Raw genomic sequence first — 20,037 nt, 5'->3', positions numbered from 1 at the left:
GCCGCGGCACTCAGATGTGCCGCAGCTTGGCCACCTGCCCGGCCCGCAGGCTGCGGCTGCGCATGACCGCCGCGTAGCTTGCCAGCACGCCGATGATGAGCCAGCCGAACAGCGTCGCCCACGCACTGCCGAGTCCCGGCATGCCGGTGGCTGCTGCGGTGATGCCGTCCATCGCCGGGGTCATCGGCAGGAACGGGGTGATGGAGTGGAAGAACTCCGGCACCGCACCGATCGCCCGGCCGGCGACCGCCAGCACGACGAGCGCGACGGAGATGAACCGTCCGGTGCCGCCGAACCACGCGACGAGCGCGAAGTTGAGCGTCATGAACACGAGCCCGGCGAAGAGCACGAGCAGCAGCACGGAGGCGAAGTCGAACAGGTTGAGCTCCAACACGATGTTGGCGACGAGTGCGAGCACCACTGCCTGGATCGCGGCGATGATGAGCCCCGGCAGCAGTCCCTTGCCGAGCACCGACAGCGAGGAGCGGCGTGAGGTCAGGGCGGTCGCGGAGATCGCCCGCACCACGGTGTAGGTCACGAGCGCACCCACCCACAGCACCATCATGAGCAGCAGCGCGATCGACGAGGCCTGCGGGATGTCGGTCAGCAGCTTGTCGCCCTCGGCGACGGGCGCGACGACGGTGTCGGAGAGCTTGTCGCGTTCCGGCGCGGTGTACGACGGGATCTTGTCCTTGCCCTCGTCGAGGCCCTTGGCCAGTTCCCCGGTGCCGTCGGAGAGCTTGTTGGCGCCGTCGTCGAGGTCGTTCAGACCGTCGGAGAGCGCGCTGGCTCCCTGCGCGGACTGGTCGACGCCGTCGGTGTACTTGTTCACGCCGGCTGAGTACTCATCAGCACCGTCGGCGAGCTTCGATGCACCGTCGGCCAGCTTCCCGGCACCGGTGTCGAGCTTGCCTGCGCCGTCGGCGGACTGCTTGATGCCGTCGGCCAGGGGGCCCATGCCGTCGGCGACCTTGTCGGTGCCGTCTGCGACCTGGTCTGCGCCGCTGCGCAGCTGCTTGGAGGCGTCGAGCAGCTCGTCTGCCTTGCCGCCGAGGCCCTTGAGCTTGTCGAGCATCTTCGGCAGCTCATCGCCGAGGTTCTTCACGAGCTTCTGGATGCCGTCGTTGAGCTCATTGGCTCCGTCCGTCAGATCCTGCAGCCCGCCCTTGATCGAGCGGCCCTTCTCGTCCTTCTTGTCGAGACCGTCCGCGGCATCGTTGAGCGCGGACTGGGCGGTCTTGACGACGCCGCGGGCATATGCGTCCTGGACCCGGTCACACTGCTCGCCGTCTCCGTCGGGGCACAGCGTCTTCTTCAGCTGCGCAGCCTCGCTCTTGTCCATGAGCCCGGCCTTGACGAGATCCTGCAGGGTCAGCTGCGGCTTCTGCTGCAGCTTCTCCAGGTCATCGGCCTGGCTGCGCAGCTCGTCCTGGTAGTCCCCGACGCCGTCGTTGATGCGGTTGATGCCGTCGTTGAGGTCCTGGGCGCCCTTGCCGAGCCGGTCGAGCTCGGAGCCGAAGTCGAGGTCATCGGCATCGCCGAGCCCATCGGCGAAGTCCCGCAGCCCGATGACCATCTTGTCGACACCGCGGGTGTACTCATCGACGCCGTCGGAGAGGTCCCCGGCGCCATCGGCGAGTTCGCGCGTCTGCTTGGGCAGGTCCTTCGTCTCATCGCGCATCGTGCCGAGGCCGTCGTGGAGCTTCCCGGCGCCGTCGGAAAGGTCGCCGGCGCCCTTCGACAGACCCCGGGCGCCCTTCGAGAGGTCGCCGGCTCCGCGGCGCAGCTGCCCGCCGTTGGCGGAGAGCTCGCCGAGGCCGTCGGAGAGCTGCCCGGCGCCGTCGGCTGCCTCGCCGGTTCCTTCGGCCAGCTGTCCGGCGCCGTCGTTGAGTTCGTTGGCAGCATCGGCGACCTCCCGGAACTGCTTGCCGATCTCGTTGAAGCCGACGTAGATGCCGTCGAGGTACTGCTTGGCGAATTCGGAGTTGAAGCTCGTGCGGGCCGCCTCTGCGATCGCCTGGCCGATCGTCGCGTCAGCCAGCGGCGTCACCTGCGAGGTGGTGACGTCGATGGTCGCCTGCCGGGCCTTCATCGGGTCGTCATCGCTGCTGGAGGTGACGGCCTCGGAGAAGCCCTCCGGGATCGTGATGACGGCCGCGTACTTGCCGGTGCGCAGACCAGCGGCGGAGTCGTCTTCGTCGGAGAGCACCCAGTTGAGGTTCTCGTCATCGCGGTCGACGAGTCCGGCGGCCAGCTGCCGGCCCAGGGGCACGGTCCGGCCGTCGATCTCAGTGCCTTCGTCGAGGTTGACGATGGCGGCTTCGACAGAGTCGAGCCGGTCAGAGGCCTTCCAGATGGCGAAGATGAAGCCGGCGGCGATGATGACCGGCACCAGGATCAGCCCGAGGACTGAGTACCACGAGGCGTTGCGTCCGGTGTCAGCTCGTTCGAACCAGGTCATGAGCTGTGTCCTTCCCCCGATGATGGGCGTCGAGATCAAGCAGTCGGTAGTGCGTGTGGGCCGGGAGCAGCCAGTCGGCGTCCCGGTTGCCGAGCCCGAGCAGCACGCTCGAGCCGGCTTCGAGTGCGGCGGAGATGAGCTCCTGGGCCGCTTGGGCGGTGTCGGAGTCGCGGGCCTGGTCGGCCCGGTCGATGAGGATGATGTCCGGCATCGACTTCTGCACGCGCCGCAGATAGCTGGGTCTGGTGATGAGGGCGTCCTCGGCGGAGCTGAGCGTCATGTACGGGATCGCACTGCGCACCTTCGAGGCCTCCTCGGGGAGCACCCGGTCGAGGACTTTGAGCTCGCCGCGGTCGGGCACAGCGCGTCCGGCGATCGTCAGCAGCAGAGCGCTGGCGCCCTGTCCGGTAACGGCGAGCACGCCGCCGGGTTCGACGGCGATGTCGACGTCCTCGAAGATCGGGCGACCGGCGCCGTCGAGGCCGAGGCCCTCACCGTAGACGGCGTAGTCCTTGCCGTCACCGGGCCAGTCCTTGTACTGCACCTGGTGGTACAGCCCCTCGCCTTCGACGTCGAAGTGCGGCAGCATCCGCTCCAACCATCGCGGCAGCCACCAGGCCTTGTCGCCCAGCAGCGCCATGACGGCCGGTACGAAGGTCATGCGCACGATGAACGCGTCGATGAAGATGCCGACGGCCAAGCCGAAGGCGATCGACTTGATGATCGCGTCACCGGCGGGGACGAAGGCGGCGAAGACGGCGAACATGATAATCGCCGCCGCGACCACGACGCGGGCCGAGGACTGGAATCCGCGGTGGATCGCGTCCTTCGCCGAGGCCCCGTGGGCGAAGGCCTCACGCATGCCGGAGACGAGGAACACCTCGTAGTCCATGGCCAGGCCGAAGAGGATGCCCATGAGGATGATCGGCAGGAAGCTGATGACCGGTCCGACCTTCTCGACACCGAAGATGTCGGCGCCGTGGCCCTGCACGAAGACGAGGGTGACGAGTCCGAACGCCGCCCCGACCGAGAGCAGGAAGCCCAGGGTCGCTTTGATGGGCACGGCGATCGACCGGAACACCATCATGAGCAGGATGAGGGAGAGTCCGACGACGAAGATGCCGAAGGGCAGCAGCGCCCCGCCGAGCTGGTCGGAGACGTCGATGGCGACGGCGTTCGAGCCGGTGACCGATGTGTCGAAGCCGTATTCGTCCTGGAAGTGCGGCTTAAGGTCGCGCAGCTTCTTCACGACCTCGGTCGTGCGCTCATCGCTGGGCCCGTATTCGGGGATGATCTGGATGAGGCCGGTGTCGGCGGAGCGGTTGGGCACGGCCATGATGACCTTGTGCACGCCGTCGATTTTCTCGATGTCGGCCTTCATGTCGTCCAGGTCGCCGAGCGGGTCGGTCGAGCTGATGATGTTCGCAGTGACGACCAGCGGCGAGTTGAAGCCCTCACCGAAGTGCTCGGAGATGAGGTCGTACGAGGTGCGCGGGGCGGTGCCCTCCTCGGCGCCGCCGTTGTCGGGCAGGGCGAGCTGCAGGTCCTTGGCGGGCAGGGCAAGCGCGCCCAGGCCGGCGATGACGATGATGACGGTCAGCAGCGGGATCTTCGTCACTGCCGCCACCCAGGCGTCGTAGAAGCGGGTGACGAACCCGGGCTTGCGCGGGCGGCTCTCGGTCTCCTCGCCTTCCGCGCCCGAGGCGGTGGACGCGTGACGGCTGCCGCCGGGCCGGTGCTTCTTGGGCACGAGCCGGTAGCCGAGGAATCCGAGCAGCGCCGGTGTCATCGTGAGCGCGACCGCCACGGCGATCGCGACGGTGACAGCGGCGGCGATGCCCATGACCGTGAGGAATGGGATGCCGGCCACCGACAGGCCGACGAGGGCAATGATGACGGTGACACCGGCGAAGACGACGGCCGATCCGGCGGTCGCGATGGCGCGGGCGGCGGACTCCTCAGGGTCGTGGCCTTCGAACATCGTCTGCCGGGCACGGGAGACGATGAAGAGCGCGTAGTCGATGCCGACGGCCAGGCCGAGCATGAGGGCGAGCATCGGGGTCGTCGAGTTGACGGTGGCGAACGCGGTGCTGCCGAGGATGAGCAGCATGCCGATGCCCACGCCGATGATCGCGGTGACCAGCGGCATGCCGGCCGCCCAGGCGGAGCCGAGGGTGAAGATGAGGACGATGAAGGCGATGACGACGCCGATGCCCTCGACGATCGAGATGTGCACGCTCGTGACCTTGTAGACCTCGCCGCCGGGGCTGACGATGCTGCCCTCGGGCAGCTCAGCCTGGAGCTTGTCGGCGACCGCCTGCAGGTTGTCCTTCGCCGAATCCGGCAGCAGATCGGAGGCCTCTTCGTACTGGACGTTGACGATCGCGGCGTCACCGTCGTCATTGATGGCCCCGTCGATCATCTCGTCGAAAGGCGAGGTCGCTCCGTCGACCTTGGGCAGGTCGTCGATCTCCTTGACCGCGTCCTCGATCTTCGACTTGTACGGCTCTTCGTCGATCGGCTGGCCGTCTGCACTGACGACGAGCATCGTCGCCGAGCCGCCGGCCACCTCGGGAAAGGTGAGTTCGAGCGAGTCGAGAGCGTCCTGCGATTCACTGCCGGGCAGGCGGAACTCATCGTTGAAGCTGCCTCCGAAAGCGGCGACGAAGCCGCCGAGGATGCCGAGGATCGCCAGCCAGACGGCGACAACCGTCTTGCGGCGTCGGAACGCGGTGCGGCCGAGCTCGTAGAGAAAGGACGACACAGGCAACCCTTCACAGATGGGAGATGAGCGGATCAGAGAGTCGATCGGTGCCCTGCGCCTATGCTACGCGCCAAGCACCACAACCCTTTAAGGATACACAGGTGCATCGGATACAGAAGTGTATCGTAGTGGTGTAGTCTGCGCAGTACAAGTCAGCAGACCCATCCGGGTGAGAGAAGGAGTTCAACCTGTGAGCGAGGCAGTCAGCAGGCGCCGAATGCAGACCCGGGAGGCACTCATCGATGGGGCCCGCCGGGTCTTCGCGGCACGCGGGGTGGCGGCATCGTCGATCGAGGAGATCTGCGAGGCGAGCGGTTTCACTCGCGGCGCCTTCTACTCGAACTTCGCCTCCCGGGATGAGATCGTGCTCGCGATCATGGAGCGCGAGATCGACACCGCGCAGCGCAGCGTCACCGAGCTGGTGGAGAACCGGGGTGAGGACCTGCAGCACACGGCGGCGAAGTCGCGTCAGGAGCAGGAAGAGCTCGTCCGTGCGGTCGTGACGCAGTTCCATGCGCTGCACGACAACACCTCGGCCTGGATCCTCGCTGAGCGCGAGATCGAGCTCTACACCCTGCGCAACCCGGAGCTGCGCTACCGCTATGACGAACTCATCGCCGCCCACTTCGAGAACATGAGCACGGTCATCGGTGTGGCGATCGAGCGCGCCGGCGGCCGACTGACGCTGCCGCTGACGCAGTTCGTCGACATCCTTGCAGCGGTCTCGCTGGCGGCGGGCAACAAGGCGGTCGCCGAGCGCTTCCGCGGGCAGACCGGCGATGAGGTCGTTCCCGATGATGAGCCGCTCACCGTCGACCCGGATCCTGTCGTACAGGTGATCCTCGGGCTCATCGACTTCCCGGCCACCGGGGAGGCCTGAGCTTACAGCTCCGGGTGCCGCAGGTGGTGTTCGGTGACGGCTTCGAAAGCGTGGGCGATGCGCATGAGCTCGACGTCCCGGCCCGGGGCGGCGACGATCTGGATACCGACCGGCAGGCCCGATTCCGAGAACCCGGCCGGCACGGAGACCGCCGGGCAGCCGGTGGCTGAGATGAGAGTCGCCGCCCGCATCCACGAAAGGTAGTCGGCCATCGGCTCGCCGTTGATCTCCGTCGGATATTCGAGTTCGGCGTCGAACGGCAGCACCTGCGAGGTGGTCGTGACGAAGACGTCGCAGTCGTCGAAGTAGCGCCACAGCTCGGCGCCCAGCCGCACGCGTGCGGCGTCTTTGGACCGCACATCGGCGGCACTGAGCGCGAGCCCGGCATCGATGTTGTCGACCAGTGACTTCTTCATCTGCGCCCGCCCGCCGGATTCGGCCATTTCCCCGAACATCATCGCGAAGTCGTAGGCGCGCTGGGTGCGGAAGACCTCATCGGCGTCTTCAAGGTTCGGCACCGCGTCGGTGACCTCGGCACCCAGGCCAGCGAACACCTCGGCGGCGGCTGTCACGATCTGGGCGACCTCCGCTTCGACGGGGATCTGTCCGCCGAAGTCGGGGCTGAAGCCGACGCGGATGCCGGACAGTTCAGGATGATAGACGGCGCCGAGGCGGAATTCGGGCAGGTCGAAGACGGAGCCGGGTTCGCCGATCTCCCAGGGTGCTCCGGTGGCCGGCCCGCAGCCGGCCTGCATGAGCAGGGCGATGTCGCTGACGGTGCGGGCCATGAATCCGGACTGGCCGAGCCAGGCGTGCGGGTTGTCCGGGGCGAGCTTGGGGATCCGGCCGTGGGAGGGCCGGAAGCCGACGACGTTGTTGAAGGAACCGGGGGTGCGCAGGGATCCGCCCATATCGGAGCCGTCGCCTGAGGCCTGGATGCCGGCAGCGAGTGCCGCGCCGACACCGCCGGAGGATCCGGAGGCGGACTTCGTCGTGTCATAGGGGTTGACGGTGGTGCCGAAGACCGGGTTGAAAGTGTGGGATCCGGCGGCGAACTCCGGGACGTTGGACTTTCCGGTGGTGATGACACCGGCGGCCTTGAGCCGGGCGATGATGACGGAGTCGGCTGCCGGCACGCGGTCGGCCCTCAGCGGGCTGCCGTGTGTGGAGCGCATGCCGGCCGTGTCGTGGGTGTCCTTGTGCGTCATCGGCACCCCGTGCAGCAGGCCGAGGCTCTCGCCGCGCGCGTGCGCGTCGTCGGCGGCTGCTGCGGCGGCTTCGGCTTTCTCGGCGTCGATGGTGACGATGGCGTTGATGGCCGGGTTGACCTCGTGAATGCGGGCGAGGTGGTCGGCCAGCGCCTCGCGGGCGGAGATCCGGCCGGCGGCGATCTCGGCGGCGAGTTCGCGGGTGGACAGCCAGGTCAGCTCAGACATGTGCGGCTCCTTTCGGCAGCGGGCGACGGTGCCCGCCGGTGGTTCAGTGGTCGATGGTTCCGATCAGGCAGGCGTGTCCTGCGGGGTCGAGGATGGCGACCTCCGTCGCGGTCGTAGTGGATGCGGTGCGCGTTGAAGGTCAGCGCGGAGTAGCGGAAGAGCATCGTCTCGTCGGGCCGGGTGACCTGACTGTAATCCCACGCCGAGGTGTCGGCTGGCTCATGGGCGGCGCGCTCGGCTGGCGACTCAGCAGGAGCTGGTTCGGTTTCCGCTGTGGCAGCTTCGCGGTAGACGATGGTGTGCCGGTCGGTGATGGCGGGGTTGTCGTCTGCGGATATCTCGTGGGTGACGGTGACGAAGACGAGCTGGCCGGATCTGTCGGTTCGTGCGGTGACATCGGTGACTGTCTGCACGTCCTGCAGCTGCTGGCCGACAGAGATCGGCCGGTGGAAGGTCAGGTCGGATCCGGCCCACATGCGTCGCGGCAGCGGGACCGGCGGCAGGAACCCGCCGAGGTGCGGGTGCCCATCGACGTCGAGGGCGCGCTGCGGCTCGGTGGGGTTGAAATGGGTCCAGTGAGCCAGGGGGAAGAGCTGCCCGCCCCAGGGATCGGCATCGTAATCGAGCGTGGCAGCCAAGGTGTGAGACTTCGCTTCGGTGGCGATGTCACGCACGGTTTGGCTGCGGCCCACCCATTCGCGCAGGCGCGTGAGGTCGATCGGTGCGTCCATCCGTCTTCAGCCTCCTTCGCCTGCATTGGTCCTTAAAGCCTATCGGGCGCAGTCATGCCGTTGCATGGTCGTCCGCAGATTGGCTTAGGGGCCGGACACTATGGAGTTGTCAAACATCGTTCTGTCACTGCGGCGGTTGTGCTGCAGGCAGCGCTGGTAAGGAAACAACGAGCTGTTGTTTCCGGTAGGCCGGTGGTGGCGGTGTGGTCTAAGCAGTGGTGAGGTTGAGGAGCTGTTGGGCGTGTGCCTGCCCGACAGGATTCGTCGGTGGCAGGGCGGTCAGCTGGTGGCCTCCGGGCAGCGTCCAGGTCAGCATCCCGGTATCGGGGTCTCGTCTGACGCGGAGTTTGTCTTCGGTTTTCATCTGGTGGTGTTCCCGGCACAACGGGTGAAGATTCCCCATGCTCGTGGGTCCACCGCGTCCAGGGTCTTCGTGATTGAACGGCTCGATGTGGTCGAGTTCGGCTTTGACGGCTGAACGGTCACAGCCAGGAAGGGTGCAGAACTGCCACTTCTCCACCAGCGCGATCCGCATCCGTTCCGGGATCGTGTAGGTCTCGGCGGCGTGGTCGAGCACAGTCCCGTCGGTGGGGTCGGTCAGGATCCGGTAGACGGTGGAATGTCCTGTGCCGGTGAGCTGGCGGGCGGTGTCGGGTGAGATGGGGTGGCCGTTGACCATCCCCGGCACCCGCACACCACCCTCTTCCTCGTCATCGTTCTTCTGGTTGAGGAGAGCGAGCGCGGGGACAGTCACGGTGATGCGCGCCTGTCGTTTGAGCCACTCGGCATCGACCGGACACTGCACACCGGTCTCCGCGAGAGACTCTGCGATCTTGTCTGCGGTGGCGTCGATGTCGATACCAGCAGGATTCGCAGCATCCACGATGCAAGTAGTCCCGGCATCAGTGGTGGAGTCCGTGTCGCTGGATTGAGTGATGAGAGTACCGGCGGGCTGTGAGCTGGTGAGGAAGTCGAACATCAGCTCACCCATGCCGCGTTCGTCGACGATCTCCCGACCTGCCGACACGCCGAGGGGTTGGCCGAGGCCTTTGATCACGGACCGGGCCATGCCAGCCAGGCGGGCTTCGAGAAGGGCGATTTGGTGGGAGGGCCCGCGAGCGATGAGCACGCCTTGGCCGTGGGGTTCATAATAGGTCTCGACCGTGCGGCGGTCGCGGACCTGTTTAGCGCGTTCTTCGCGGGTGATGATCGTGGAGATCAACTGCGTCACCGCCCGCTTGAACGCGGTCATGTCTGAAACCCGGATGCGGACGAGTCCGGCATCGAAGTCGGCCAGATGCCGTGCTTCCAAAGCAGCAGCGGCTCGTCCGGTGGCGTAGGCGTAACGGTCATAACCGATGACCCCGGCACGGGCTTGGGCAGTGAAGGCGGGCAGGCCGATGAGTCCTGCTGCTGCGGTCTGGACGCGTGAACGCACCCGCGTAACTGTCGTATCCAGCGCATCAGCCATGTGCATGAGTGAGGTCGAAGCAGTCCGTTCAACCAGCCAGGCGTACGCGTCCCGACGCCGCTCGGCTTCATTCTTGAAGTCAGTTCCGTCCCGGTCCGGGCGGCCGAGCGCCCGCGGATCAGCAGCGAGCTCACGGACAGCAGCCACCTGCACGCTTACGTCTTCATGCGTGTCGGCGGTCGCGCGGGCGAGGAAGGCATCGAAAAGGAAACCCAGTCCTGCCATACGCCGGGCGTCGATGTCTCGGTTGGCGGAGGTCAGTCTGTAGAGGCAGTCGGCGAAGTCAGAGGTGTCGACGACTGTGTCGTTGCGGCGGGGTGTCAGGGGTGGTGAGTTTTCGGCGAGCATCGCGGTCACCTCCTTGTGATCTACCGCGATTCTTCTTGGTTCAAGTCTAAGCATGTTCGATAACCTGTCACAAGGCGTTCTACTGCGTTCACATGGAACTCACATAAACGAATGCTTGCACAACACCCCGAACCGGCTATCTCCAGTCTGCCAGCGGGCACGGACAACCCGACCCCCACCTCGGGAACGGCACCTGGCTACCCGACCCCCGCCTCGGGAACGGCACCCACCGTCACCCAGCTGATCTGCGGCAACGTTTCAGCACTTTCCCTTTCCAGGAGGGCTGCTTGTCACTAGGATGGACGGTACGTCGCCTCTGGTTACGAGGCGATACCCGACCTGAGGAGGTTCCTATGAGTGCAGAAGACAAGTTCGGAAACAGGGCTGACGAAATGCTCGGGAAGGCCAAGTCGGGAATCGGCAAGGCTACCGACGACAACGGCATGGAAGCCGAAGGCAAGACTCAGGAGTCCGGCGCGAACCTCAAGCAGGCCGGGGAGAAGATCAAGGACGCCTTCAAGAAGTAACGACGCGTCTTTCTCGGTCAGATGCAACTTGTCGCGCAGCTGATCCTCTCAACACGGGCGCGGAAGTGGACCTGGTCCGCTTTCGCGGCCGTGTTCTTTGTACACCTCTTCCTCCTCTACTCCCCCAGCACCGGCGCACCGGCGCCGTTCCCCGGCTTCGACAAGCTCGCCCACGCCGTCGGGTTCACCGCCCTCACCACACCTCTCCTGCTCCTCGGGTTCCGGCCGGGGCAGACGATGCTTGCGATGTCGGCCTACGCCGCGCTCAGCGAGTTCATCCAGGCCTTCGCGGTCCCCGGCCGCACCGGCGAGGTCAGCGACTGGGTCGCCGACAGCCTCGGCATCCTGCTGGCGTTCGGGATCTGGCGCGCGCTGCCCAAGGGCGATCCGCTGCTCGGCGAGGACGACGAGCCGCCCGCCTCGCCCCGCTGGCCGTAGGGCCAGCGTCTTCGAGCCTGCCGCGCCGGCCGCCCTGACGGTAGATCGCCTCGATGCGCCGCGCCTCGATGTGGTCGGTGGCCTGGATTTCGATTCTCTCCACTGGCACGCCCCGACGCTATCCCCAGGGCACCTGAGAGTTCCCGCGGGGCATTCCTGGGAAGATCCTGGGTGGCCTGGCGGTCACCACCCCAGCCGTTCCCGAGGCGGGGGTCACCGAGCCTGCGTCGCTCACCCGAGCGCGAGGAAGGCCTGGAGTTCGGAGAACGCCCTGCTCTCGACGGTGTAATGTGCCCACTTCCCGCGTCTCTCACGCTGCAGCAGCCCGGCCTCGACGAGCTTCTTCAGGTGGTGGCTGACCGTCGGCTGGCTCACATCGAGCGCTTCGAGCAGGTCGCAGGCGCACACGGATTCGCAGCCGCGAACGGCGATGAGGGAGAGGATCTGCAACCGCGTCGGGTCCGCCAGCGCCTTGAGCCGCAGCGCCATCCGATCGGCGTCGGCCTCCCCCAGCGGCCCGGCGGCAAGCGGACAGCATTCGGCCTCTGCCATGCTGGCAGCAACGAGACTCCGGCGGTCATCCATGGCACCAGCATACATTGACACTCATCGATATGAAGCCGTACTCTTCCCAAGAGACTCAACGCCCACGATAAGGACTCCCGTGCCCGAAACGACGCCCCACACTCCTGCCTCGGCACCCAACCCAGCCACCGCCTCGGGCCCGGTGCTGGAGGAGATGTCGTTCCTCGACCGCTGGCTGCCGGCGTGGATCCTGCTCGCGATGGGCGCTGGCCTGCTGCTCGGTGCCCTGGTCCCGGGGCTCAACAAGGCGCTCGACGCGGTGGCGATCGGGCAGGTCTCGGTGCCGATCGCCATCGGCCTGCTCGTCATGATGTACCCGGTGCTGGCGAAGGTCCGCTACGACGAGACCCACCGCGTCACCGCCAACCGGCGTCTCCTGCTGCTCTCACTCGTCCTCAACTGGCTCGTCGGGCCGGCTCTCATGTTCACCCTCGCCTGGCTGCTCGTGCCCGATCTGCCGGAGTACCGCACCGGGCTCATCATCGTCGGCCTCGCCCGCTGCATTGCGATGGTCCTCATCTGGAACGATCTGGCTTGCGGCGACCGTGAGGCCGCCGCCGTCCTCGTCGCCATCAACTCCGTCTTCCAGGTGCTCGCCTTCGGCGCGCTCGGCTGGTTCTACCTGCAGGTGCTACCCGGGTGGCTCGGCCTGCCGACGACGGCCGCGGACTTCTCGGTCATCACGATCGTCGTCTCGGTCCTCGTGTTCCTCGGCATCCCGCTGCTCGCCGGGTTCCTCACACGCCTCATCGGCGAGCGGGCCAAGGGCCGCACCTGGTACGAGGAGCGCTTCCTGCCGCGCGTCGGCCCGTGGGCGCTGTACGGGCTGCTCTTCACCATCGTGCTGCTCTTCGCCCTGCAGGGCGAGGCGATCATCGCCCAGCCGCTCGATGTCGCGCGCATCGCGGTGCCGCTGCTGGCCTACTTCGTCGTCATGTTCGGCATCGGCCTGTTCGCCTCACGCGGGGCGGGCCTGAACTACGCGCAGTCGACGACGGTCGCCTTCACCGCCTCGGGCAACAACTTCGAGCTCGCCATCGCCGTGGCGATCGGCACCTTCGGCATCACGTCGGGCCAGGCGCTGGCCGGTGTCGTCGGCCCGCTCATCGAGGTGCCGGTGCTCGTCACCCTCGTCTACGTCGCCCTATGGGCCGGCCGCCGGCTCTTCCCGCACGACCCGACAGTGCCGGCTCGCCGCGCCTGAGGAAACCAGCATGACCACTCATTCCAGCCCCGCCGCCCCGAGCGTGCTCTTCGTCTGCGTCCACAATGCCGGCCGCTCGCAGATGGCCGCCGGCTACCTCGCCGCGCTGTCCGCGGGCCGGATCACCGTCCTGTCCGCCGGCTCCCAACCGGCGTCTGAGCTCAATCCGGCAGCGGTCGCTGCGATGCGCGAGGAGGGCATCGACATCTCGACCGCCTCCCCGCGCGTCCTCACCACCGATGCGGTGCACGCCTCCGATGTCGTCGTCACGATGGGGTGCGGTGATGCGTGCCCGATCTTCCCCGGGAAGCGCTATGAGGATTGGCAGCTCGATGACCCTGCGGGCCGAGACATCGCTGCGGTGCGCCTGATCCGCGACGAGATCCGCCGCCGCGTCGAGTCCCTCATCTCCGAGCCGCTCGGCGAGGATCGCCCGGTATAGCGATTCAGGTTCGCGGCTCAGTGCCCCAGCGGTCGCCCGACTGTCGCCCAGCTGCCGACCGACTATCAACCTTCTGCCCGGGGCTGAGCACGCGCCGTTGAAGACGCGAACGTCTCCCAACCTGTGGTGACATCATCACCGCTGGTCAGGGAGCCATCATGGCGGTGAGTGTGGGATTCGAACCCACGGAAGGGGGTTGCCCTTCAACGGTTTTCAAGACCGTCACTTTCGGCCGCTCAGTCAACTCACCTCGGCATCCGCGGCGGTTCAGCCGCCCGGAGTCCACATCACAGCATAAACCACTTCAGTCGCGGTTGGGGAACCGCGGCAGGGTCGTCGGGCGGGCTGGAATCGGCGGGAACTGGGTGGCTGCGGCCGCCTCGGCCTCGGCGTCCTCGTCGATGACCGCGTCATCGGGGTCGGCGTTCGCGTCCGTGCCCGAGGCGGTGGTCTCGCTGGCCTGGCCCGTGCCCGAGGCGGTGGTCTCGCTGGCGCCGGATGCGGGCTGAGCAGGTGCCGACTCGGGAGTCTGTTCCGGTGCTGCCGGCACCTCAGCCTCGGCTCCCGGTGCCTCAGCTTCAGCTGCCGCAGACTCATCTGCCTCTCCGGGTCCCCCGCCGTTCTTCTCGGCGCGGGCGACCTCGGTGTCGAGATCGTCATAGGCATCCGGCACAGGGGCAGCCGGCTGGGCGATCTCCTCAACCGCGCTCTGGGCGAACTCCTCGGCGCTGACGGTCTCCTCGGCGTTCCACGCAGTCGCCGCACCGCCCGAGGCACCGTCACCGCCGGCATCCACGGCGCCCCCGGCAGCACCGCCCGCGCCACCGGCGCTGCCGGCCACACGGCCAGCTCCGGCCCCAGCCCCAGCCTCGGCATCGGCATCGTCGGCAGGCTGGGAGTCGTGCTCCAGCCGGCCGCCGAGCAGCAGCGTCAGCGTGGCCAGCGGGACGATGAGCCAGGTGGGCCGGTTGCGCAGCTCGGTGACGACTTCGACGAGCAGCCGGTCGATGAGCACGGCCCGCAGCACCGGGTCGTGCAGCCCGACCGAGGCGCCGACGGCGTGAGAGTAGCCGGTCAGCAGCGAATTCTGCGCCTGCGAGGACCACAGGTACTCCGGCGAGTCGACGACCTCGCGCAGCGATTCGTGCCCCTCGGTCAGCCCGGAGAGCCCGATGAACGTCGGCTGCGCATCAGCCTGCAGCGCGCCGGTGCGCAGCAGGCGGGCATAGCCGGCGGCGTAGTCGATGCTGCGCAGCAGCGCGACGAGGTCGATGGCGGCCGGCTTGGGGAACTCCTGCGTCGCAGCGGAGAAGTTGACGACGGTGAAGCCGGCGACCGGGCTCGTGAGCACCTGGTTGAGGGTCAGCTCCCCGTGGATCCGCTGCAGCGCACCGACGGTGTCGAGCCTGCTGAGGTTCGCGCGGTGCTCCTTGAGCTTCGCCTGCAGATCCCCCAGCGCCAGCGGTGCGCGAGCGAGCGCCCAGTCGATGCGCTCCTGCCATTTGCGCACCCAGTCAGCCGTCGGCTCACCGGCCCCGCGCACCACACCGAACTCCGCAGCGAGGTCGAGGTGCAGCTCGCCGATCCGCGCGCCGAGCGCGGAGGCCTTCTTGTTGTAGCTGCCGATCGACCCGGAATCCACCGCACAGGCGATGTCGACGGCCTCGCGCCAGGCCGGCTGCGATCCGGGGTACTGGACCGAGAGCATGGCCAGCGGGGCTGCGCGAGTCTCCAGCTCCTCGGCGTCGAACCAGCGGCCGGAAACCCAGCCCATCACCTCGGGAACGGCCCGCGACTCCGTCTCCGTCAGGGCGACGGGGATGCGCACCGCCTGGCTGAGGCCAGGCTGCACGACGCGGAAGAAGGTGAGCACGCAGGGGTTGTCCTCGTCCTCGATGGCGACGGTCGACTCGTGTGCGCGGGTCTCCTGCAGCTCCAGCCGGACGGAGGCGGCGTAGTCGAGCATCTGCCGTTCGGTCGTGACCTGGTGGAACTTCGTCAGCGCGGTGCTGACCGCATGGGCGGCGACCTGGCCGCCCTCGAACCGGCGCGCGGTGGCCGCGGCATGGGCGTAGTTGACGACGAAGACCGGGTCGGCGCAGCCGTCGTAGACCCAGCAGCGGCCCATCGTCATATCGTCGATGGTGCCGATGAGGTGGCCGCGGAGTGCGAAGTTCTCCTGTGTGCGGAAGCTCAGCGGGACGTTGATGCGGCGCAGGGTGCGTCCGTCGCCGACGGAGATGATCGCCTGGGAGCCGCGCACGGTGCCTTCACCGGTCTCCCATTCGAAGAGGCGGGTGACGGACATCGGGGTGATGTCGGGGTCGGAGCCGAGCTCGGTCTCGAGCTTGGGGAACCAGCTCTGGCGGGGCAGCCATGCAGAGAGCAGCCTTTCGAGTTCACTGCTGATGGCCACCTGGTTCCCCCTTGGTGTTGCGTCGGCGCTGGCTCGCATCGATGTGCTAGGGCACACTCTACCGAACCCGAGGTGGTGGGCCGGGAGGGCGCGCCCGGCGCCCCACCAGTGGGAACGGCGCCCGGCGCCCCGCCACGGGAACGGGACCCCACTTCGGGAGCGGAACCCCCACCTCGGGAACGGGACCCCACCCGTGGGAACGGGGCCCCGCCGGCCGCAGACCTCCCACTATCCGACACCATGCGGCGGACGGAGGTGACACAGCGGCCTCGACGGGCACACAATGGTGGGGTGCTCATTCATGAACAGAAGATATGGAACCTGCCGACCGCCAGCGACGTCGAAGCCGCGGCGGCGCTCATTTCGGATTCCATCATCACCTCCCCGCTGCACATCTCCGAGCGCCTGTCCGATGCGATCGGCTCGACGATCTACCTCAAGCGCGAGGATCTCCAGCTCGTGCGCTCCTATAAGATCCGCGGGGCCTTCAACTTCCTCCTCCAGCTGACCGCCGATGAGCGCTCCCGCGGCGTCGTGTGCGCCTCGGCCGGCAATCACGCGCAGGGCTTCGCCAAGGCCTGCAAGGAGCTCGGCATCAAGGGCCGCATCTTCGTGCCCAAGACCACCCCGCGGCAGAAGATCGACCGGATCCGCTACTTCGGCGGCGATGAGGTCACCGTCGTCATCGACGGCTCCACCTACGATGACGCCTCGGATCTGGCCGCCAACTACGCCGAGTCCTACGGCGCTCTGCTCGTCTCCGCCTTCGACCACCCGCGCACTGTCGCCGGGCAGGGCACGATCGCCCCGGAGATCCACGAGCAGCTCACGCAGGACCCCGACTACATCATCGTCCCGGTCGGCGGCGGCGGTCTGCTCGCCGGCATCGCCGCCTACGCTGCCGAGCACATGCCTGAGACCCAGGTGATCGGTGCTGAGCCGGCTGGAGCGGATTCGATGATCGCGGCACTGTCGGCTGGCCGACCGGTGACGCTGGAGAACATCGACACCTTCGCCGACGGCGCCGCGGTGCGCCGGGCCGGCGACCTGACCTACCGGATGATCGCCGATCTGGGTCTGCGCATCGATCCCGTGCCGGAGGGCCGGGTCGCCTCGGAGATGCTGGAGCTCTACCAGGTCGACGGCATCATCGCCGAACCGGCCGGCGCGCTGTCCTCAGCAGCGATCGGCGGCAAGCACTCGCGTGCCCCGATCACCATCCCGCCGGGCTCAACCGTCGTGTGCATCGTCTCCGGCGGCAACAACGACATCTCCCGCTACGCCGAGGTCATCGAGCGCTCACTCGTCTACGAGAACCTCAAGCACTACTTCATCGTCAACTTCCCGCAGGAGCCCGGTGCGCTGCGCCGCTTCCTGTCCGAGGTGCTCGGCCCGGACGACGACATCTCGCTGTTCGAGTACATGAAGCGCTCCGACCGCGAGACCGGCCCGGCATTCGTCGGCATCACCCTCGGCCAGGCGCAGAGCCTGCCGGGTCTGCTCGCCCGGATGGACGCCTCGCCGCTGGAGATCGAGAAGGTCTCCTACGATTCGCCGCTCTTCCGCATGTTCGTCTGAGCGCCCGAGGCGCCGGTTCCGTTCCCGAGGCGGCGCTCCCGTTCCCGAGGCGCCGGTTCCGTTCCCGAGGCGGCGGGCACCCAGCCGTGGCCGTTAGGCTGGATCTATGCGTGCGATGACGATTCCTCAGCCCGGCGGCCCGGAAGCCCTGGTGCTCGCCGACGACGTCGAGGCCCCGGTTCCCGGCCCCGACTCTGTGCTCGTCCGGGTCGACACTGCCGGCATCAACCGGGCCGATATCCTGCAGCGGCAAGGGCACTACGATCCGCCCGCAGGCGCCACCCGGATCCCCGGCCTGGAGGTCTCCGGCACTATCGAGTCGGTCGGATCCGCCGTCACCGACTGGCAGCCCGGCGACCGTGTGGCAGCCCTGCTGACCGGCGGCGGCTATGCCGAGTTCGTCGATGTGCCGGCCGGCCAGCTGCTGCCGGTCCCCGACGACTTCGACCTCACCGCGGCAGCCGCCCTGCCGGAGGTCATGTCCACCGTGTACTCGAATGTCGTCATGGAGGCCGGATTGCGCGCCGGCGAGTGGCTGCTCGTCCACGGCGGCGGCTCGGGCATCGGCACCTGCGCGATCCAGCTGGCCCGGGCCCTCGGCGCCCGCGTAGCCGTCACCGTCGGCTCGGAGCGCAAGGCCGCGTTCTGCCGCGAGCTCGGCGCCGATGCTGTCATCAACTACCGCGAGGAGGACTTCGTCTCCCGCATCCGCGAGATCACCGCCGCCGATCCTGCCCCCGGCCCGGCCGGCGAACCCGGCACCCCCGGAGCGAACGTCATCCTCGACCTCATCGGCGCGAAGTACCTGGAGCGCAATATCAAGGCGCTGGCGAACGACGGCCGGCTCGTCATCATCGGCATGCAGGGCGGAGTCAAGGCTGAGATCAACCTCGCCCGTCTGCTCACCGGCCGCAAGCATGTGCTCGGCACCACCCTGCGCGCCCGGCCGGATGCGCAGAAAGCCCAGATCGGCGCCGCGGTGCGGGAGCACGTCTGGCCGCTCGTGCTCGACGGCACGATCCGCCCCGTCATCCACGACACGATCCCCCTGGCGGAGGCCGGGCGTGGCCAGTCGATGCTCGAAGATGGCGATAGCATCGGCAAAGTGCTGCTGCGCGTCGCCGACGCCGCTCCCACCGCCTGAAGCCCCGAGGAGACAAGGACGATATGACCGACGAGACCACCCCGAAGTCACCGCACCTGGAGACCCTCGCGCAGGCCGCCGCCCGCCTCAACGGCGGGCACAGCACCCCCGGTCCCGAGGCGGGCCCCGCCTCGGGTGCCGACGAGACCACCCAGCAGGGTGAGCAAGCAGCGCAGCGCAAGGACACCTCGGGGCAGGACACCTCGAGCCAGGACGGCGCCGGCCTGGACGGCGCCGGCCAGGAGGCCTCCGGTACGGAGGCGGGCGAGCCGTCGGCGCGCCAGCAGGGTGGGCAGGAGCGCTCGGCGAAGATCTCCGAGCCCGGCAAGATCGTGCGCGTGGGCACGATGGCCCAGCAGCTGCTGGAGGAGGTCCGCAAGACCGATCTCGATGAGGCCGGCCGCGAGCGGCTGGCCGAGATCCACCGCCGCACGATCGAGGAGCTCTCCGCCGGCATGTCCGCGGAGCTCATCGAGGAGCTCAAGCGACTCGATCTGCCCTTCAGCGAATCGGAGACCCCGTCGATCGGCGAGCTGCGGATCGCACAGGCCCAGCTCGTCGGCTGGCTCGAGGGGCTCTTCCACGGCATCCAGACCGCACTCATGAGCCAGCAGGCCATCGCCCAGGCGCAGGCGGGTCAGCAGGCCGGCGCGCTGCCGCGCGGTGCGATCATCATGGGCCAGGAAGACGGCAGCGAGAGCGCTGACAGCGGCGATGACGCCGAGCAGCGACCCGGCAACTACCTTTGATCCGGTTCCGCAGATGGGCTTCTTCTCCCGGCTGACGGGGAAGCTCTCCGCTGCCGGCCGCTCAGCACGCGAGGCGGACCGGGTCTTCGGCACCGGGCTGTGGCGGCAGCACCACGACCGGTTTATGCGCGCCGTCGACCGGTTCTATGAGACCGCGGTTGCACTCGGCCGGGAAGCCGACAGCGCTGCCGACAGCGCCGAAGGCCGCGCCGCCAGCCATGCAGCCGACCATCCTGCCGCAGAGCGCATTGCGGCACTGACGACGACGCTGAACGCACACGCCGATGCGGTCACGGAGCTGACACGGCGACTGCATGCGCGCTGGCCGCTCGACGGCGTCGTCGTCCCCGCGCAGGTGCGAACAGCATGCGGCCCGCTGCCCGAAAGGCTTTCGCAGGCGGCGACGAAGGCATCCGAAGCCGGACAGGCAGCCGCGCTGACCCGCATCGCAGTGCGCACGGGACAGGATCCTGCTGCCCAGTGCGCTACAGCGGCTCGGTTCGTCGATGACGTCGCTGCCCTCATCGAGGAGTGCCTGCGCCTTGAAGCCGAGGCCGGCTGAGCCTCCCGCTGATCCTGCTGTCTGCGGGCCGCCGCCCCGGAGCGGGTCGAACCTGAGGTGGTAGATATAGAGGCACAGCGCGTCGCGGCGACGTTCGCAGCAGGGCGCAGCGATCGCGCAGCAGAAGAGGGGGCAGCCGGTGAGTGAGGCATCAGCACCGCAGGCACCGCATGAGCATCCGGAGAACATCCGGCTCGTGGCCAGCGATGTCGACGGCACGCTGCTGCAGCGCTTCCAGCCGATCCCCCAAGCCACCGTCGAAGCGGTCAATGCGCTCGTGGCCGCCGGTGTCGACTTCGTG

Annotated in this window: 16 protein-coding genes and 1 tRNA gene; 9 read left to right on the top strand and 8 right to left on the bottom strand. The window is 67.9% G+C overall.

Annotation, left to right across the window (positions count from 1 at the left end; genetic code table 11):
* Window positions 1-10: 10 nt before the first annotated feature.
* Together ACFFN1_RS10730 and ACFFN1_RS10725 are read right to left on the bottom strand one after the other, a co-directional pair.
* Window positions 11-2,461: a YhgE/Pip family protein gene (locus ACFFN1_RS10730; protein ID WP_376840727.1), complete on the bottom strand. Its 2,451-nt coding sequence runs from the start codon at window positions 2,459-2,461 to the stop codon at window positions 11-13.
* Window positions 2,439-5,225 carry an efflux RND transporter permease subunit gene (locus ACFFN1_RS10725; RefSeq protein ID WP_376840726.1) on the bottom strand — a complete coding sequence of 929 codons (2,787 nt, stop codon included), beginning with the start codon at window positions 5,223-5,225 and terminating at the stop codon, window positions 2,439-2,441. The genes ACFFN1_RS10730 and ACFFN1_RS10725 overlap by 23 nt, the downstream gene beginning before the upstream one ends.
* A gap of 190 nt (window positions 5,226-5,415) precedes the next feature.
* Here ACFFN1_RS10725 and ACFFN1_RS10720 point away from each other — a divergent pair, with 190 nt between their 5' ends.
* Window positions 5,416-6,105 (top strand): TetR/AcrR family transcriptional regulator, encoded by a 690-nt coding sequence (locus ACFFN1_RS10720; protein WP_376840725.1) that lies wholly within the window; start codon window positions 5,416-5,418, stop codon window positions 6,103-6,105.
* A gap of 2 nt (window positions 6,106-6,107) precedes the next feature.
* Here the strand turns inward: ACFFN1_RS10720 and ACFFN1_RS10715 are convergent, their stop codons facing one another.
* The 3 genes from ACFFN1_RS10715 to ACFFN1_RS10705 form a co-directional block, all read right to left on the bottom strand.
* Window positions 6,108-7,541, bottom strand: a complete 1,434-nt coding sequence (locus tag ACFFN1_RS10715) for an amidase (protein ID WP_376840724.1) — start codon at window positions 7,539-7,541, stop codon at window positions 6,108-6,110.
* Window positions 7,529-8,272, bottom strand: a complete 744-nt coding sequence (locus ACFFN1_RS10710; protein ID WP_376840723.1) for an FAS1-like dehydratase domain-containing protein — start codon at window positions 8,270-8,272, stop codon at window positions 7,529-7,531. Before ACFFN1_RS10710 ends, ACFFN1_RS10715 begins: the two co-directional genes overlap by 13 nt.
* Before the next feature lie 208 nt (window positions 8,273-8,480).
* Window positions 8,481-10,091: an HNH endonuclease signature motif containing protein gene (locus tag ACFFN1_RS10705; RefSeq protein ID WP_376840722.1), complete on the bottom strand. Its 1,611-nt coding sequence runs from the start codon at window positions 10,089-10,091 to the stop codon at window positions 8,481-8,483.
* Between the two features lie 353 nt (window positions 10,092-10,444).
* Here ACFFN1_RS10705 and ACFFN1_RS10700 point away from each other — a divergent pair, with 353 nt between their 5' ends.
* Window positions 10,445-10,618 (top strand): CsbD family protein, encoded by a 174-nt coding sequence (locus ACFFN1_RS10700; RefSeq protein WP_376840721.1) that lies wholly within the window; start codon window positions 10,445-10,447, stop codon window positions 10,616-10,618.
* 21 nt (window positions 10,619-10,639) lie between these two features.
* Window positions 10,640-11,056 (top strand): VanZ family protein, encoded by a 417-nt coding sequence (locus ACFFN1_RS10695; protein WP_376840720.1) that lies wholly within the window; start codon window positions 10,640-10,642, stop codon window positions 11,054-11,056.
* Between the two features lie 231 nt (window positions 11,057-11,287).
* Here the strand turns inward: ACFFN1_RS10695 and ACFFN1_RS10690 are convergent, their stop codons facing one another.
* Window positions 11,288-11,641 carry a metalloregulator ArsR/SmtB family transcription factor gene (locus ACFFN1_RS10690; protein WP_376840719.1) on the bottom strand — a complete coding sequence of 118 codons (354 nt, stop codon included), beginning with the start codon at window positions 11,639-11,641 and terminating at the stop codon, window positions 11,288-11,290.
* Between the two features lie 154 nt (window positions 11,642-11,795).
* Between ACFFN1_RS10690 and arsB the strand changes: the two genes are divergently transcribed.
* Complete coding sequence (arsB, locus tag ACFFN1_RS10685; RefSeq protein WP_376840787.1) at window positions 11,796-12,845, top strand: ACR3 family arsenite efflux transporter; 1,050 nt, start codon at window positions 11,796-11,798, stop codon at window positions 12,843-12,845.
* A 10-nt stretch (window positions 12,846-12,855) separates the two neighbouring features.
* Window positions 12,856-13,287, top strand: a complete 432-nt coding sequence (locus tag ACFFN1_RS10680) for an arsenate reductase ArsC (protein ID WP_376840718.1) — start codon at window positions 12,856-12,858, stop codon at window positions 13,285-13,287.
* Between the two features lie 159 nt (window positions 13,288-13,446).
* Here ACFFN1_RS10680 and ACFFN1_RS10675 read toward each other — a convergent pair.
* Window positions 13,447-13,537: transfer RNA gene (locus ACFFN1_RS10675), tRNA-Ser, on the bottom strand.
* Between the two features lie 54 nt (window positions 13,538-13,591).
* On the bottom strand, window positions 13,592-15,703 hold the full coding sequence (locus ACFFN1_RS10670) for a maltokinase N-terminal cap-like domain-containing protein (RefSeq protein WP_376840717.1): 2,112 nt from the start codon (window positions 15,701-15,703) through the stop codon (window positions 13,592-13,594).
* A gap of 291 nt (window positions 15,704-15,994) precedes the next feature.
* On the opposite strand from ACFFN1_RS10670, the gene ilvA reads away from it, so the two are divergent.
* The 4 genes from ilvA (at window position 15,995) to ACFFN1_RS10650 (ending at window position 19,736) form a co-directional block, all read left to right on the top strand.
* Entirely contained in the window at window positions 15,995-17,281 is a 1,287-nt protein-coding gene (gene ilvA, locus ACFFN1_RS10665) for a threonine ammonia-lyase IlvA (RefSeq protein WP_376840716.1), read from the top strand.
* A 106-nt stretch (window positions 17,282-17,387) separates the two neighbouring features.
* Window positions 17,388-18,425, top strand: coding sequence for an NAD(P)H-quinone oxidoreductase (locus tag ACFFN1_RS10660; protein WP_376840715.1), 1,038 nt, complete (start codon window positions 17,388-17,390; stop codon window positions 18,423-18,425).
* A gap of 23 nt (window positions 18,426-18,448) precedes the next feature.
* On the top strand, window positions 18,449-19,174 hold the full coding sequence (locus ACFFN1_RS10655; RefSeq protein ID WP_376840714.1) for a proteasome activator: 726 nt from the start codon (window positions 18,449-18,451) through the stop codon (window positions 19,172-19,174).
* Entirely contained in the window at window positions 19,140-19,736 is a 597-nt protein-coding gene (locus ACFFN1_RS10650; protein ID WP_376840713.1) for a hypothetical protein, read from the top strand. Before ACFFN1_RS10655 ends, ACFFN1_RS10650 begins: the two co-directional genes overlap by 35 nt.
* Window positions 19,737-20,037 lie beyond the last annotated feature (301 nt).

Source organism: Brevibacterium otitidis, assembly GCF_042429315.1.
GTDB lineage: Bacteria > Actinomycetota > Actinomycetes > Actinomycetales > Brevibacteriaceae > Brevibacterium > Brevibacterium otitidis.
Note: the sequence above shows the minus strand (reverse complement) of the source record. Positions and strands in the feature narration are given on the sequence as shown.

Coding starts and splice junctions, on each gene's coding strand:
- ACFFN1_RS10650 (WP_376840713.1), top strand. CDS start 19,140: ATGACGCCGAGCAGCGACCCGGCAACTACCTTTGATCCGGTTCCGCAG.
- ACFFN1_RS10695 (WP_376840720.1), top strand. CDS start 10,640: ATGCAACTTGTCGCGCAGCTGATCCTCTCAACACGGGCGCGGAAGTGG.
- ACFFN1_RS10710 (WP_376840723.1), bottom strand. CDS start 8,272: ATGGACGCACCGATCGACCTCACGCGCCTGCGCGAATGGGTGGGCCGC.
- ACFFN1_RS10660 (WP_376840715.1), top strand. CDS start 17,388: ATGCGTGCGATGACGATTCCTCAGCCCGGCGGCCCGGAAGCCCTGGTG.
- ACFFN1_RS10655 (WP_376840714.1), top strand. CDS start 18,449: ATGACCGACGAGACCACCCCGAAGTCACCGCACCTGGAGACCCTCGCG.
- ACFFN1_RS10730 (WP_376840727.1), bottom strand. CDS start 2,461: ATGACCTGGTTCGAACGAGCTGACACCGGACGCAACGCCTCGTGGTAC.
- arsB (WP_376840787.1), top strand. CDS start 11,796: ATGTCGTTCCTCGACCGCTGGCTGCCGGCGTGGATCCTGCTCGCGATG.
- ACFFN1_RS10680 (WP_376840718.1), top strand. CDS start 12,856: ATGACCACTCATTCCAGCCCCGCCGCCCCGAGCGTGCTCTTCGTCTGC.
- ACFFN1_RS10705 (WP_376840722.1), bottom strand. CDS start 10,091: ATGCTCGCCGAAAACTCACCACCCCTGACACCCCGCCGCAACGACACA.
- ACFFN1_RS10715 (WP_376840724.1), bottom strand. CDS start 7,541: ATGTCTGAGCTGACCTGGCTGTCCACCCGCGAACTCGCCGCCGAGATC.
- ACFFN1_RS10690 (WP_376840719.1), bottom strand. CDS start 11,641: ATGGATGACCGCCGGAGTCTCGTTGCTGCCAGCATGGCAGAGGCCGAA.
- ACFFN1_RS10700 (WP_376840721.1), top strand. CDS start 10,445: ATGAGTGCAGAAGACAAGTTCGGAAACAGGGCTGACGAAATGCTCGGG.